The sequence below is a fragment of the Nocardia sp. NPDC051833 genome (genome assembly GCF_040681225.1).
Taxonomy (GTDB): domain Bacteria; phylum Actinomycetota; class Actinomycetes; order Mycobacteriales; family Mycobacteriaceae; genus Nocardia.
Genome location: NZ_JBFAYK010000001.1, coordinates 3246146 through 3260430, shown reverse-complemented (window position 1 = coordinate 3260430; position 14285 = coordinate 3246146). Strand labels below are relative to the sequence as shown.

Here is a 14285-nt window from a genome sequence, read left to right as displayed (position 1 = left end):
CCTACGCGTCCGCGAGGCCGACCTTGTCGAGTACCCAGGCGTACTCGAAGCCGACTTCCTTCCACTTCTCGTAGCGCCCGCTCACGCCGCCGTGGCCAGCGCTCATCTCCGTCTTGAGCAGCAGCTCGCTGTCACCGGTCTTGGTGTCGCGCAGCTTGGCGATCCACTTGGCGGGCTCGACGTAGAGCACGCGGGTGTCGTTGAGGCTGGTGATGGCCAGGATGGCCGGGTAGTCCTTGGCCTCGACGTTCTCGTACGGCGAGTACGACTTCATGTACTCGTAGACGTCCTTGTCGGCCAACGGGTTTCCCCACTCGTCCCATTCGATCACCGTCAGCGGCAGCGACGGGTCGAGGATGGAGGTGAGCGGGTCGACGAACGGCACGTTGGCGAGGATGCCGGTGAACAGCTCCGGCGCCAGGTTGGCGACCGCGCCCATCAGCAGACCGCCCGCGCTGCCGCCGTCGGCGATCAGCCGGTCCGCCGCCGTGGCCCCGGTGTCGATGAGATGGCTCGCGCAGGAGACGAAGTCGGTGAAGGTGTTCTTCTTCAGCAGCGTCTTGCCGTGCTCGTACCAGAGCCTGCCCATCTCGCCGCCGCCGCGCACGTGCGCCACCGCGAACACCATGCCGCGGTCGAGCAGCGACAGCCGCGAGACCGAGAACGACGGGTCGATGCTGGCCTCGTAGGAGCCGTAGCCGTAGAGCAGCGTCGGCTTCGGGCCCGCCGGGAGCCCGCGGCGCTTGATGATCGAGATCGGGATCCGGGTGCCGTCGTGCGCGACCGCCCAATCCCGGTGCTGTTCATAATCGTTCGCGTCGTAACCGCCGAGCACCGGCTGCTCCTTGCGCAGCAGCAGCTCACCGGTGGCGGGCACGTAGTCGAACACCTGCATCGGGGTGATGAAGGAGGTGACGCCGACCCGCAGCGTCGGCTGCTCCCACTCGGGGCTGGAACCCGCACCGGCGGAGAACAATTCGAGCCCGAAGTCGAGTTCGGTGAGCTCGCCGTAGCCGTCGGCGGTGAGCGGCCACACCGACAGGCGGGGCAGCGCGTCGCGGCGGTAGCCGAGCACCAGGTGGTTGGCGAAGGCGTCGATGTCCTCGAGCCGCACGTCCTCGCGGTGCCCGATCAGGATCGTCATGTTCGACGGATCGGTGGCAGGCGCCTCGGCGAGCACGAAGTTCTCCGCCTTCACGCCGTCGACCACGTCGTTGTGCAGGATCAGGAAGCGGTCCTCGCCGCCGATCACCGCGTGTTCGGCCGAGTACTCCACGCCCTCGCGACGCTCCAGCAGCACCCGGAACTCGCCCTCGGGATTGTCGGACTCCAGCACCCAGCCCTCGGTGGTGATCTTGGAGCCGAGCCAGATCATCAGGTACTTCTCGGAGCGGGTCGCGCCGACACTGACCCAGTAGCGCTCGTCGGGCTCGTGGAACACCGTCACATCGGCGTCGGACGCCGTGCCGACACGGTGCCGCCACACGGTGTCGGGCCGCCAGGACTCGTCGACGGTCTGATAGAAGATGTGCGTGCCGTCCAGCGACCAGGTCGCGCCGGGCGCGGCGCCTGCCACCTCGTCGGGCAGCAGCTCACCGGTGCGCAGATCCTTGATCCGCAGGGTGTAGCGCTCGTCGCCGGTGCTGTCGACCGAGTAGGCCAGCAGGGTGCCGTCGTGGCTGAGCGAGAACGCGCCGAGCGCGAAGAAGTCCAGGCCCTCGGCCAGGACGTTGCTGTCGAGCAGCACCTCCTCGCCCTCGATCACCGTGTCGACCTCGAGCTGGGGCGGGGTCCACGCGTCGATGCCGTCGGCGTTCGCGTCGATGGGACAGCGGCAGTGCACGCCGTACTGCTTGCCCTCGAAGCTGCGCGAGTAGTACCAGAACTCGCCGAGCCGGGTCGGCACCGAGAGGTCGGTCTCCTGGGTCCGCGCCTTGATCTCGTCGAAGATCTTGTCCCGCAGCGGCTGCAGCTGGTCGGTCTGCGCCTCGGTGAAGGCGTTCTCGGCCTCCAGGTACGCGATGACCTCGGGGTTCTCCTTGTCCCGCAGCCACTCGTACTCGTCGACGAACGTGTCGCCGTGATGCACCCGCTCGAAGGGCACCTTCTTCGCGATCGGCGCCGACACCGTCTCATTCTCGCCAGCCATGGGTCCACCGTAGCCGGACCTTTGCGGCCGGGCCCGCCAACTCGGCCGGGGCGGCGGCCGGGCCGGGCCCGCTCGGTGAGTATTTCTGCGCATGTGCGCGTGGCGGCGAGTGCGTAGCCTGCTCGCATGGGGATGCGGTACGCGGTTCGATCGTTCGTCGTGACTGTCGGGGTGGTGCTGGCGGCGGGGTCCGCGGCGATGACACCGGCGACAGCGTGCGCGTGCGGCGGGGTGGTCAGCGGCGGAAACTCGGCACGGGTCGACAGCGAGACGGCGGTGCTGGGGTGGGACGGCACCCGCGAGACCGTGCTCATGCGCCTCGGCATGCGGTTCGACGGCGCCGACGCGGCGTTGATCGTGCCGACGCCGACACCGGCGACCGTCGCGGCGGGCACGGCGGCCTCGTTCAGCGAGCTGTCCCGGCTCACCGCGCCCGACGTCGTCACCGAGTACCACTGGTTCGGCAGCGACTACTCCTCCGGCGACACTTCGGGCGCCGCGCCTGGTTCCGGGCCCGAGGTACTGGGGCAGGTGCAGCTCGGCCCGCTGGAGGCGACCACCCTGCGCGGCGGCGACCTCACCGGCGTCCGGGAATGGCTGGATGCCAACGGCTATCAGCTCCGCCCCGAGGTCAGTGCCACCCTCGACCCCTATCTCCGCGAGGGCTGGTCCTTCGTCGCCATGCGGCTGACCAGCGCGAAACCCCTCTCCGGCGCGCTCGATCCGGTCCGGCTGACCTTCGACTCCGACCGGCTCGTGTATCCGATGCGCATGTCGGCCGCTGCCACCGGCTCCCAGTCGGTCCACCTGTACGTCTTCAGCGATCACCGGGTGACGCGCACCGACGCCGACACCGCGACGCAGTCCACGTACACCGAATTCGCCGCCCCCATCGCCGAACTCACCGATCCCGGCCTGACCGCCCTCGCGGCGGGCCGGACCTACCTCACCGAGCTCGCCGTCTCCATCCCCCGGCCCGCGACCATCACCACCGATTTCGCCTTCGGCCCCGCCGCGAACGACGACATCGTCCGCGACCGGGTGGTGAGCCGGGAGTACGTCGAGATCCTCGGCTTCCCCGCGGGCTATGTGCTGCTCGTCGCCGGGCTCTCGGTGTTCGGCGTGATCGTGGGCGTCGCGCTCCGGCGGCGAACCAGGTAGCCCCGAACGCACCGCGGCCCGGCTCTCGGGCTGGTAGCCGTCGAACCGGGCCGCTGGGAAAGAAGCTCTCAGGCCCCGAGCGCGGGACCGATGGTCGGCCAGGAGGCGTGCAGCGCGTCCTGCCAGTAGGACCACGAGTGGGTGCCGACCGGGTGGTAGTCGATCTTGGCGCCGATCCCGGCACCGCGCAGGCGCTGATCGAAGGCGACCATGCAGGTGTTGACGCCGAGTTCGATCGGCCCGCCGAGGAAGATGTTCTCCGCCAGCTGCGGCTTCAGTTCGGCCTCGTGCGGGCCGGGAATGCCGGTGCCGGTGGACATGTAGAGCGCCTTGCCGCGCAGCCCCTCGAGCATCAGGGCCGGGTCGTGCGAGGCCCACTCGGGGCTGCCGGGCGCGCCCCACATGTTGAGCGGGTTGCCGCCGCGGTTGGCGATGGAGAACATGATCGCGCCCGCCGCCATCGCGCTGTCGGGACACGCGCTGTAGCCGGCGACGGCCCGGTACAGCCCGGGGTGCCGCGCGGCCAGGATGTAGGCCGCGTTACCGCCCATGGACAGGCCGCCGATGCCGTTGACGCCGTTGCCGCCGAACTCCGCGTCGATCAGTCCGGGCAGCTCCTGGGTCAGGAAGGTCTCCCACTTGTACCGGCCGAAGCGCGGGTCGTCGGAGATCCAGTCGGAGTAGTAGCTGGCCTGCCCGCCGGTCGGCATCACGACGTTGACGTTCTTGGTCCGGAAGAAGGCCTCGGCGTCGGTCGCGTTGGTCCAGGTGCTCTGGCCGACGCCGGGATCGAGGCCGTCGAGCAGGTAGTACGTGGGGCGGGAGCCGCCGCCCGCCGGGTGCAGGACCTGCAGGTCGACATTGCGGCCCATCGCGGGCGAGGCGACGGTGATCGCCGTGCGGGTGGGGCTGAGGTTGTTCACCCCGATGATCTGCGCGGCGGCTGCGGGGGCGGGGTGCACCACCGTGGGTCCGATCACCGCGATGGCGAAAGCCAGCACTGCAGCAGCAACACCTGTACGACGCACGATCCACCCTCCATAACCGCATGCCAATGACAGTCCAAAGTAACCCAGAGGTGAACGAACTGGAAGCATTCGGCGTTTCGGGCGTTTCTTCAGCAAACTTACCGGTATGCAATGACCGGTTCGCCCGAAAAGGCAGGTCAGCGGGACAGCGCGCCGCGAATCGACCCGGCCAGGTAATCGAGATCGGCGCGGGCGGGCGACGTCGGCCGGGCCCGCAGCCCGAAACCGTCGCCCGGCGTCCGCGGGATCACGTGCAGGTGCACGTGGAAGACTTCCTGCCCGGCCGTGACCCCGTCGGCGAGAAAGAAATTCACCCCGTCGGCGGCCACCTCACTGGACCGCAACGCGGCGGCGATCCGCTGCCCGACCTGGAACAGCTTGCCGCCGAGGGTGGGATCGAGCTCGGCCAGGCTCGGCGCGGCCGCCTTCGGCACCACCAGCACATGGCCCGGCGTCACCGGACGGATGTCCATGAACGCCAGCACATCATCGTCCTCGTAGACCTTGGAGGCGGGCGCCTGCCCGGCGATGATGTCGGCGAAGATCGTGTACGGATTCACCCGAGTACGGTAGCGAAACGCCGCACGGACCCGCCGTGCGATCGCCCGCCGCCGGTGCTGCCACAGCGACAGCGGCGGGCTGACGCGCACCGGGACTCAGAGAATCGGCGACGGCGTGTAGCGCGCGGCCTCCGGGTTGGCCTCGACCAGCTTCTGCACCTGGGCGACGACCTCGGCGACCTGATCGGACGCGGCGCCGATGAACGCGGACTTGTCGGCCAGCGCGGCGTCGAGCGCGGCGCGGTCCAGCGGCATCCGGTCGTCGGCGGCGAGCCGGTCCAGCAGGTCGGGCTCGCGGCCCTGCTCGCGCATGGCCAGCGCCACCGCGACGGCGTGCTCCTTGATGACCTCGTGCGCGGTCTCCCGGCCGACCCCGGCCCGCACCGCCGCCATCAGGATGCGGGTGGTGGCCAGGAACGGCAGGTACCGGTCCAGCTCGCGGGCGACCACCGCCGGGTAGGCGCCGAACTCGGCGAGCACGGTCAGGAAGGTCTCCATCTGGCCATCGATGGCGAAGAACGCGTCCGGCAGCGCGACGCGGCGCACCACCGAGCAGAACACGTCACCCTCGTTCCACTGCGCGCCGGCGAGCTCGGCCGCCATCGAGCCGTAGCCGCGCAGCACCACCTGCAGGCCGTTGACGCGCTCGCAGGAGCGGGTGTTCATCTTGTGCGGCATCGCCGACGACCCGACCTGGCCGGGCTGGAAGCCCTCGGTGACCAGCTCGTGGCCCGCCATCAGCCGGATGGTGTGCGCGAACGACGACGGGCCCGCGCCCAGCTGCACCAGCGCCGAGAGCACGTCGTGGTCCAGCGAGCGCGGGTACACCTGGCCGACGCTGGTGAAGACCTTCGCGAAGCCGAGGTGCGTGGCCACCTGCTGCTCGAGCGCGGCCAGCTTGCCCGCGTCACCGTCGAGCAGGTCGAGCATGTCCTGGGCGGTGCCCATCGGGCCCTTGATGCCGCGCAGCGGGTAGCGGTCGATCAGCTCGCGCAGCCGGGTCAGCGCGACGAGCACCTCGTCGGCGGCCGAGGCGAAGCGCTTGCCCAGCGTCGTGGCCTGCGCGGCGACATTGTGCGAGCGGCCCGCCATCACCAGCGCCTGGTACTCGGCGGCGCGCTCGGCCAGCCGGGCCGCGATGGCGACACCGTGGTCGTAGACGTGCTCGAGCGAGAGCCGGATCTGCAGCTGCTCCACGTTCTCGGTGAGGTCGCGGCTGGTCATGCCCTTGTGCACGTGCTCGTGCCCGGCCAGCGCGTTGAACTCCTCGATGCGCGCCTTCACGTCGTGGCGGGTGACCCGCTCACGCTCGGCGATCGAGGCCAGGTCGACGTGTTCGAGCACGCGCTCGTAGTCGTCGAGCACGCCCGCGGGGACATCGATGCCGAGTGCCGACTGCGCCCGCAGCACCTCGAGCCACAGCTTGCGCTCGAGCACGATCTTGTTCTCGGGCGACCAGAGCGCGACGAGCTCCGGGCTGGCGTATCGGGTGGCGAGGACGTTCGGGACAAGGCTCACGAACACTCAGTCTAGTTGCCGCGCCCGTTCCAGCTGCTGGGGCATCATGTTGGGCACCACCGGCGGGGCGACGATGTCGATCATCTCCAGCAGACCGGCCCGTGCGGGCCGCCTCGGCTCCGGGTGACCCTCGATCAGGGCGGCGACCACGGCGCCGTCCACCACCGCGACGAGCCTGCGCAACTGCTCGGGGCGCACCACTCGATCGGAGCGGCGCAGCACGTCGGCGAGCAGTTCTTCGAGCTGCGTGCGTAGTCGGAGCTGGACCTCGCGTAACTCGGGATGACGAGCCGAGGCGACCGAGCGCTCGTAGCGGGCGATCAGCTGACCGCGCGCGTCCAGATCGCTGTCGTCGGGGCCGACCAGCAGGTCGAGAACGAGGTCGACGGTCGCGTCGGTACCGCGCCTGCGATGGCTGACCTCACCGACCCGGCGACGCATCGCGTCGAGCTCGATCGCGCCGCTGAATTCCACGGCCCTGGCGATCAGATCTTCCAGGGATTCGAAGTAGTAGGTGGTCGAGGCGAGCGGAAGATCGGCCCGCGACGCCACCGAGCGATGTCGTACAGCGTCGAAGCCGCCTTCGAGCAACAGTTCAGCCGCCGCCGCCACCAGGGCCTGGCGACGCCGTTCGCCTTTCGGGGTCGTCGCGGTGGTCACCGTGCCATCGTGCCAGTCATCATCAGTTCAACCGTGCGCAATCGTCATCGGGGAAACGCGGGAAATCGGGATAACTGAGTTTTACCGCATCCCGGCACGGAAGTGTTCGTACTAGGCAAAGTTGTTGTCGCACATCACTGTTGACAGCGGTGCCGATCAACCCTTCAGGAACCTTCCCAACCGGTCCAGTGCTGCGGCGATGTCGTCGCCCGAGCCCGCGAAGGAGAAGCGAACCGTGCGAATGCCGTGCACGGTGTCGAAGTCGAGACCGGGTGCCAGCGCGACGCCGGTGTGCTCGAGCACCTCGGCGCACCAGGCCCGGGAATCGTTGGTCAGATGACCGATATCGGCATAGGCGTAAAACGCGCCGTCGGCGGGGGCGAGTTCGGTGATGCCGATACTCGGCAGGCCCTCCAGCAACAGCGCGCGGTTGCGCGCGTACCGGCGCACGTGGCCGTCCAGCTCATCCTTGGCTTCCGCGCCGAACGCGTGCACGGCGGCGTACTGGGAGATGGCGGGCGGGCACACCGTCATGTTCGAGGCCAGCCGCTGCAGCGCCGGGCGCAGGTCGGCCGGGGCCAGCATCCAGCCCAGCCGCCAGCCGGTCATCGAGAAGTACTTCGACACCGAGCCGATCACCACCGCCTGCCGGGAGGTCTCCCAGGCCGACGCGGTCGGCGTGGCGTCGTCGAAGGTGATGCCGTGGTAGATCTCGTCGGAGATCAACAGGGTGCCGTGCTGCTCGCACCAGCGCGCCAGCGCGGCCAGCTCGGCCGGGTCGATCATCGTGCCGGTCGGGTTGGCCGGGCTCGCCACCACCAGGCCGGCGGGCGGCTCGGGCAGGGCCTCGAGCATCGCCACCGTCGGCTGGAACCGGGTCTGCGGGCCGCAGTCGAGTTCGACGACCTCGCAGCCGAGCGCGGTCAGCGTGTTCCGGTAGGCGGGGTAGCCCGGCCGGGCCACCACCACGGTGTCGCCCGCGTCGAACGCGGCCAGGAAGATCAGCGTGAACGCGCCCGACGAGCCCGTGGTCACCACGACCTCGTCCGGGTGCACGTCGTACCCGTAGGTCCGCCGGTGGTGCTCCGCGATCGCCTCCCGCAGCGGCAGGATCCCGAACGTCTCGGTGTATCCGAGCAGCTCGTCGTCGATCGCCGCCTTGGTCGCCCGCAACACCGGCGCGGGCGCCTTGGTCGATGGCTGCCCCGCCGCCAGCACCAGCACGTCCCCGTGCGACCTGGCCCGTTCCGCGGCCGCCTTCCACACATCCATCACGTAGAAGGGGGGAATGGTCGACCGGCGCGATTCTCTGGACACCCGACTGACGGTAGAGCACCCGATTGCGGACGTTGACAGATATGGTCGGCACAATGGCTCCGACAGCGAATACGCAGCCACCGGCGCGGCGGGTCAGGCCGCGTCGGGGCAGGGCCGCGGGGGCACCATGGAGTGGGTAAGGACGGCGGGGCGAGTGCGGCGGACGAAGGCGGACACGGTCGATCGTGCCGCCGCGTCGCCGGTCGAGGACGATGCCGAGGCAGCCGCGGGCGGGACTCGCGAGCGGGCCGCCGCGGACCGCCGAGGTTCCGCGGCCGGGGAAAGCCGCGAGCCGGAGGGTGGCCCGCCGGTCCGCGACCGACCCGACGGTACGGACTCGGCGTCTCCGGAATCCCTTGGCGCCGAAGACAACTCGAAGCCGACCGCGAGCAAGCGCGTCGTCGGCATCAACGGCCGTGTGCTGCGGGCGAATTGGCGTGCGCAATTGCCGGCGAAAGTCGGTGCGCGCGAGCGCGTGACGACCTGGCTCGGCGAGCATCCGACGGTCGGTGCGATCGCCGGAGAACTGCGCGACGGCGATGTCCGCACGGTGTTCTGGCTGCGCCCCAGGGCACGGGCCGAGGCACTGTGGGAGCGGCGGCCGAGCCGGGATCAGTTGCGGCGGATACTGATCGAGCAGCGCGTGCTGATCGCGGGCGTGGCGATCGTCGCGGTGTTCGTCGCGGCGGACGGGCGGATCGGCAGCGACGTCGAGGGTGGCCCGCTGGCCCCGGGTGAAGCGCAGCGCGTCGCGATCGCCTATGTCCCGGAGCTCGCGCCGAATCCGCAGTCGACGACGCGCCTGCTCGCCGCCATCGCCAACGGCGAGAAGCGCCGCGAGGCGGCGGTGGTCGCGGCCGCGGCCCGCGCCACCCTCGAGCGCGCGAAGGCCGAGGCGGCGGCCGCGGCCTCCGGTGAGTGGCAGGACTGGATGGGGACGCGGGCGCCGGTGGTCCCCGGCGTCGTGACGCCCGGGTCGACCCCGTCCATCGGCGGCTTCAGCCTGCCCGCCAAGGGCGCGTTCACCTCGGGTTTCGGCTCCCGCTGGGGCACCATGCACCGCGGCATCGACATCGCCGCCCCCATCGGCAGCCCCATCTACGCCGTCGCCGACGGCACGGTCGTCGAAGCGGGGCCGGCCCAGGGCTTCGGCCTGTGGGTCCGCATCCGCCACGACGACGGCACCATCAGCATCTACGGCCACATGTACGACTTCTTCGTCTCCCCCGGCGAACGCGTCCCCGCGGGCATGCAGATCGCCCGCATCGGCAACCGCGGCGACTCCACCGGCCCCCACCTGCACTTCGAAATCGTCCAGAACGGCAACCACGTCGACCCCCAGGCCTGGCTCGCCATGCACGGCCTCCAACTCACCTGACCCGAAACCACTCCGGACCAGAATCGCCGCACACCCCTTGATGATTCGCCTCTCCTGCGACCGACAATGACGCAAAACCACGATCGAGCATTGAATCTGCAACGGCTTCGCGAGCAGATCAATCGAATCGAGTCGGGCACCGAAGACATCGCCGAGGCCGCCGCCGCGGCACGAGCGAAGGCCCGCGTGCAGGAGGCGGCGGAACCGGCGAAGCCGACCTGGTCCGGATCGAATTATCCCGGGATGCCCGAGGGGGACGACTGGCTGGCCGACGTGCCGGCGCAGTATCGGGACGGTACCGGCGGCTTCGAATTACGGCTTGCCCACGACCTCGCCGCCGTCGGAGTTCGCTGTTATCGACTCACCGACCTCGACAACTACGCGGGGACCGATCCGCAGGCGATTCCGGTCTACACGGACTGGCTCGCCAACCTGGACGAGAAGATTCCGGGACCCGAATCACGGCACCGGGAGGGTATCCGGGCTCATCTGCTGCACAATCTCGCCGATCCGGCCGCGTACGGGGATCAGGACGCGATCGCGGCACTGATCGCCCAGCTGCGGCGGAATCCACCCATGCCGTCCGATTTGCAGTGGTGGGCGGCAGAGGCACTGGACAAGATCGCGGGCCCGCAGAACTATGCCGAGATCCTGGCACTGTTCCACGAGCTCACCGACGACAACCCACGGGCCGCGCTGCTTCCCTACCTCGGGCGATCGAAGACACCGGAGGCCATCCAGATCGCCGTCGACGCACTCGCTGATCGCGGCACCCGCCAGTGGGCTGTGCAAGCCCTCATCCTCGCGGAAGCCGACGGCACACTGCCGCTCATCGCCCGCTACGCCGACGACGAGAGCGAGCAGGTTCGCACCTGGGTCCGCACGGCGATGGAACAGCTCGAATGATGTGGAGGTACTACCCCTTGCGCTCCGGGACGACGACCTCGGTGGCGCCGATGTCGGTGCGGAAGTGGCTGCCGGGCAGCTTGATCTGGGCCAGGCGGGCGTAGGCGCGTTCGCGGGCCTCGGCGAGGTCGGCGCCGACGCCGACGACGTTGAGGACGCGGCCGCCCGCGGAGACCAGTGCCTTGTCCTCGCGCTGCCCGGTACCCGCGTGCAGCACCAGCGTGTCGCCTTCCAGCGCACCGTCTTCGGCGCCGGTGATCACGTCACCGGTGCGCGGGCGGGCCGGGTAGTTCTCGGCGGCCAGCACGACGGTGATCGCGGAACCGTCCTTCCAGCGCGGGGGCTCGACCTCGGCCAGGCGGCCGGTGGCGGTGGCGTGCAGCAGCTCGGCGAACGGGCTGTCCAGCAGCGCCAGCACGGCCTGGGTCTCGGGATCGCCGAAGCGGCAGTTGAATTCGACGACCGCGGGACCGTTGGTGCCGACGGCCAAGCCCGCGTACAGCAGGCCGGAGAACGAGCTGCCCCGGCGGACCAGCTCGGCCGCGACCGGCTTCACCACGTCCTCGACGATCTCGGTGAGCGTCTCCTCGGGCAGCCACGGCAGCGGGGTGTAGGCGCCCATGCCGCCGGTGTTGGGGCCGGAGTCGCCGTCGCCGACGCGCTTGTGGTCCTGGGCGGGCAGCAGCGGGACCACGGTCTCGCCGTCGACCAGGCAGAACAGCGACACCTCCGGGCCGTCCAGGAAGGACTCCAGCAGCACCGGGTGCCCCTGTTCGAGCAGCTCGGCGCCGTGATCGCGGGCCGCGCGGCGGTCGTCGGTCACCACGACGCCCTTGCCGGCGGCGAGGCCGTCGTCCTTGACCACCCAGGTGGGGCCGAAGCGGTCGAGCGCGGCGTCCAGGTCGGCCGGGTTGTCGACGATCTCGCTGTGCGCGGTGCGCACGCCGGCCGCCGCCATCACGTCCTTGGCGAACGCCTTGGAGCCCTCGATCCGCGCCGCGTCACCGGACGGGCCGAACACCGGGAATCCGGCGGCCCGCACGGCGTCGGCGATCCCGAGCACCAGCGGCACCTCGGGCCCGATCACCACGAGGTCGGCGGCGACGTCGGTGGCCAGGGCGACCACGGCCTCGGCCGAGCAGGGATCGACAGGACGCAGCTGGGCGTGCTGGCCGATGCCCGGATTACCGGGGGCGGCGATCACCGCCGTCACCGACGGATCCCGGCGCAGCGCCAGGACGAGGGCATGTTCACGGGCTCCGGAACCGATGACGAGTACGCGCACGCGTGACAGATTAGTCGCGCACTTCGCACGCACTTCGCACGCCCCGGCTTGCTGCCCGGTCGGGATATCCGGCGGCGGCCGCCCGACCGCGACGGCCCATCCGCGCCCGCTCCCGGCACCGGGAATTCACCCGCACACGCCACCCACAGCGGGTTCGCTTGGGGGACAATGATGCTGGGTCCCCGGCGGCCGGGGAACGCGCGAGGGGAGCACGGCATGGGACTACTCGACGGAATGATGGGCAACGCGGGCCGGATCGACCCGGCCGCCGCCCAGCAGGAGTACGCCAAGCTGTTCGGCCAGGGTGAGCAGGTCTATTCGGCCTTCATCCTGGTGCGCGACGCGATGCTGTTCACCAACCGCAGGCTGATCCTGGTCGACAAGCAGGGCGTCACCGGCCGCAAGGTCAGCTACCACTCCATCCCGTACCGCTCGATCACCCACTTCGCCGTCGAGACCGCGGGCACCTTCGACCTCGACGCCGAGCTCTACATCTGGATCGGCAGTGGGAACGAGCCGGTCAAGCAGCGGTTCAACCGCCAGGTCGACATCTACGAGGTGCAGGGCATCCTGTCGCATTTCGTGGCGATCTAGCTAGGCTCGCCGCTATGGCATCCGTCTTCAGCGCGATCATCGCCGGACAGCTTCCCGGCCGCTTCGTCTGGGAGGACGACGAGTTCGTCGCCTTCCTCACCATCGCCCCCGTCACCCAGGGCCACACCCTCATCGTGCCGCGCGCCGAGATCGACCAGTGGCAGGACGTCGACCCCGCCGTCATGGCGCGGATGACCGGCCTCGCCCAGCAGATCGGCCAGGCCGTCCGCATCGCCTTCGACGCCCCCCGCGCCGGCCTGCTCATCGCGGGCCTGGAAGTCCCCCACCTGCACACCCATGTCTTCCCCGCCTACACCATGGGCGACTTCGACATCTCCGGCGCCGACACCGCCCCCACGCCCGAGTCCCTCGACGAGGCCCAGGCCAAGATCAAGGCCGCCCTCCGGAAGCTCGGCTACGAGGCCAACGTCCCGGCCTGAGGACGGCTGGGTGATCGCCCGCGCGCTCAGGGTCCGGGTGGGATCAGTTCGGTGACTGTTCCCAGGAAGCTCGTCACATACAGGGCGTCGGGGTTCCAGCCAGGGCCCGCGCCGAAGCGGACCGACGAGGACAGCGGGAGCCCGTGGGCGATCGCGCAGCTCTGTCGGGTATCCAGGTCGACCCGCTCGATCCGGCCCGCGAGGTTGAGCGCCACGTAGGCGGTGCCGTCGGGCCCCACGGTCAGGTCGTCCGCCGAGTTCAGCGGGCCGAAGCCGGGCACGACGGTCTGCGGGGCGGGCCGGGCGGGGTCGGCGTAGTCGACGAAGGTGACCACCGTCGCCGGGTCGAAGGTCGTCGAGACGACGAGGCGGTCGCGCGCGCGGTCGAAGGCCAGACCGTTGGTGGAGGTGAGCTGCGGCGCGTAGGGCGCCGTCACGCCGGATGCCGAGACTCGCGTCATGGAACCGGCGCCGACGTCCTTGCTGACGATGAAATCGCCGTTCGGCAGTTGCGCCAGGCCGTTCGGCATCGTCAGGCCGGTGGCGACCGTGGTCACCGTGCCGGTGGCGAGGTCGAGCGCCCGAATTGTCCCGTCCGCGCGGCCCATCAGCGCGGCCGTGACGCTGTTTCCGGTGGTGAAATAGGCCGTGTCGCCGACGACGAGGACGCCGCCGGGCCCGTCGACATCCCCCACGGCGACCGACCTCGTGCCGTCGGCGGCCAGGCGCCGCACCGATCCGCTCGCGCCGGTGGCCGATTGCTCCGACAGCAGAACGTTGCCGCGGCCGTCGAACGCGAGGTTCTCCAGCACGCCGTAGCCGGTCGCGATGGTCCGCGTCGTCCACTGCGCACACGATTCGGGCGCGGCCGCGGCTCGGCCGGGCACGATCAGGACAGTGGCCGCCGCGATGACCGCCGAGACGCCGGTGGCCAGGGACGTCGGACGAAAGATGTGCATCGGCTCTTCCTGGTTGCTCGCCGGTCCCTCACCCTAAGCCGACCGGATAGCGCGCGAGCGCGGTTCCCGGATTCCGCCGAAACGGGAAAGGCCCCCGACCGCGCGTCGGCGCAGGTCGGGGGCCGGACCGGCCGGGATCGCGCCGCTACTGCGTGACGCAGTGCGGCGGCGGAGCGGGGCTCCAGCTGCCGAAGCAGCCCGCGGCGAAGTAGGCGAGCAGGTCGATCACGGCCGAGCCGGTCTGCAAGACGACCGGCTGGGCCGTCGCGGGCTGGGCGGGCTGCGCCGGGCTCGCGGTGGCGAGCCCGGCGGAGGCGGCGCCGATCGCGG

14 protein-coding genes are annotated in these 14285 nt (G+C 70.4%); 5 read left to right on the top strand and 9 right to left on the bottom strand.

Annotated elements, in window-relative coordinates:
- Position 1 precedes the first annotated feature (1 nt).
- On the bottom strand, positions 2–2149 hold the full coding sequence (locus AB0L91_RS14865; RefSeq protein WP_355270925.1) for a S9 family peptidase: 2148 nt from the start codon (positions 2147–2149) through the stop codon (positions 2–4).
- 126 nt (positions 2150–2275) lie between these two features.
- On the opposite strand from AB0L91_RS14865, the gene AB0L91_RS14860 reads away from it, so the two are divergent.
- Positions 2276–3310 carry a DUF2330 domain-containing protein gene (locus AB0L91_RS14860; protein ID WP_365010186.1) on the top strand — a complete coding sequence of 345 codons (1035 nt, stop codon included), beginning with the start codon at positions 2276–2278 and terminating at the stop codon, positions 3308–3310.
- A 68-nt stretch (positions 3311–3378) separates the two neighbouring features.
- Here the strand turns inward: AB0L91_RS14860 and AB0L91_RS14855 are convergent, their stop codons facing one another.
- The 5 genes from AB0L91_RS14855 to AB0L91_RS14835 all read right to left on the bottom strand — a co-directional run bounded on the left by AB0L91_RS14855 (position 3379) and on the right by AB0L91_RS14835 (position 8393).
- The gene (locus AB0L91_RS14855) at positions 3379–4311 is read right to left on the bottom strand and encodes an alpha/beta hydrolase family protein (protein WP_365010184.1); all 933 of its coding nucleotides are present in this window, start codon (positions 4309–4311) and stop codon (positions 3379–3381) included.
- Positions 4312–4475: 164 nt separating this feature from the next.
- Positions 4476–4898 carry an HIT domain-containing protein gene (locus tag AB0L91_RS14850; protein ID WP_365010181.1) on the bottom strand — a complete coding sequence of 141 codons (423 nt, stop codon included), beginning with the start codon at positions 4896–4898 and terminating at the stop codon, positions 4476–4478.
- A 96-nt stretch (positions 4899–4994) separates the two neighbouring features.
- Entirely contained in the window at positions 4995–6416 is a 1422-nt protein-coding gene (purB, locus tag AB0L91_RS14845; RefSeq protein ID WP_365010178.1) for an adenylosuccinate lyase, read from the bottom strand.
- Positions 6417–6422: 6 nt separating this feature from the next.
- Positions 6423–7076, bottom strand: a complete 654-nt coding sequence (locus AB0L91_RS14840) for a TetR family transcriptional regulator (RefSeq protein ID WP_218718730.1) — start codon at positions 7074–7076, stop codon at positions 6423–6425.
- 156 nt (positions 7077–7232) lie between these two features.
- Positions 7233–8393, bottom strand: coding sequence for a pyridoxal phosphate-dependent aminotransferase (locus AB0L91_RS14835; protein WP_355270916.1), 1161 nt, complete (start codon positions 8391–8393; stop codon positions 7233–7235).
- A 154-nt stretch (positions 8394–8547) separates the two neighbouring features.
- Between AB0L91_RS14835 and AB0L91_RS14830 the strand changes: the two genes are divergently transcribed.
- A complete protein-coding gene (locus AB0L91_RS14830) occupies positions 8548–9771 on the top strand; it encodes a M23 family metallopeptidase (protein ID WP_365010174.1) in 1224 nt (407 codons plus the stop codon).
- A gap of 90 nt (positions 9772–9861) precedes the next feature.
- A complete protein-coding gene (locus tag AB0L91_RS14825) occupies positions 9862–10677 on the top strand; it encodes a HEAT repeat domain-containing protein (RefSeq protein ID WP_365010172.1) in 816 nt (271 codons plus the stop codon).
- Positions 10678–10687: 10 nt separating this feature from the next.
- Here the strand turns inward: AB0L91_RS14825 and purD are convergent, their stop codons facing one another.
- A complete protein-coding gene (gene purD / locus AB0L91_RS14820) occupies positions 10688–11962 on the bottom strand; it encodes a phosphoribosylamine--glycine ligase (RefSeq protein WP_355270904.1) in 1275 nt (424 codons plus the stop codon).
- Positions 11963–12178: 216 nt separating this feature from the next.
- Between purD and AB0L91_RS14815 the strand changes: the two genes are divergently transcribed.
- Positions 12179–12556, top strand: a complete 378-nt coding sequence (locus tag AB0L91_RS14815; RefSeq protein WP_355270903.1) for a PH domain-containing protein — start codon at positions 12179–12181, stop codon at positions 12554–12556.
- A gap of 14 nt (positions 12557–12570) precedes the next feature.
- The gene (locus AB0L91_RS14810) at positions 12571–12996 is read left to right on the top strand and encodes an HIT family protein (RefSeq protein WP_365010169.1); all 426 of its coding nucleotides are present in this window, start codon (positions 12571–12573) and stop codon (positions 12994–12996) included.
- A 26-nt stretch (positions 12997–13022) separates the two neighbouring features.
- On the opposite strand, the gene AB0L91_RS14805 is transcribed toward AB0L91_RS14810, so the two are convergent.
- Together AB0L91_RS14805 and AB0L91_RS14800 are read right to left on the bottom strand one after the other, a co-directional pair.
- Positions 13023–13955, bottom strand: coding sequence for an SMP-30/gluconolactonase/LRE family protein (locus tag AB0L91_RS14805; RefSeq protein WP_365010167.1), 933 nt, complete (start codon positions 13953–13955; stop codon positions 13023–13025).
- A gap of 145 nt (positions 13956–14100) precedes the next feature.
- Positions 14101–14285 (bottom strand): hypothetical protein (locus AB0L91_RS14800; RefSeq protein WP_365010164.1); only part of this gene is annotated, 185 nt, incomplete at its 5' end.

Coding starts and splice junctions, on each gene's coding strand:
- AB0L91_RS14810 (WP_365010169.1), top strand. CDS start 12,571: ATGGCATCCGTCTTCAGCGCGATCATCGCCGGACAGCTTCCCGGCCGC.
- AB0L91_RS14860 (WP_365010186.1), top strand. CDS start 2,276: ATGGGGATGCGGTACGCGGTTCGATCGTTCGTCGTGACTGTCGGGGTG.
- AB0L91_RS14815 (WP_355270903.1), top strand. CDS start 12,179: ATGGGACTACTCGACGGAATGATGGGCAACGCGGGCCGGATCGACCCG.
- AB0L91_RS14865 (WP_355270925.1), bottom strand. CDS start 2,149: ATGGCTGGCGAGAATGAGACGGTGTCGGCGCCGATCGCGAAGAAGGTG.
- AB0L91_RS14805 (WP_365010167.1), bottom strand. CDS start 13,955: ATGCACATCTTTCGTCCGACGTCCCTGGCCACCGGCGTCTCGGCGGTC.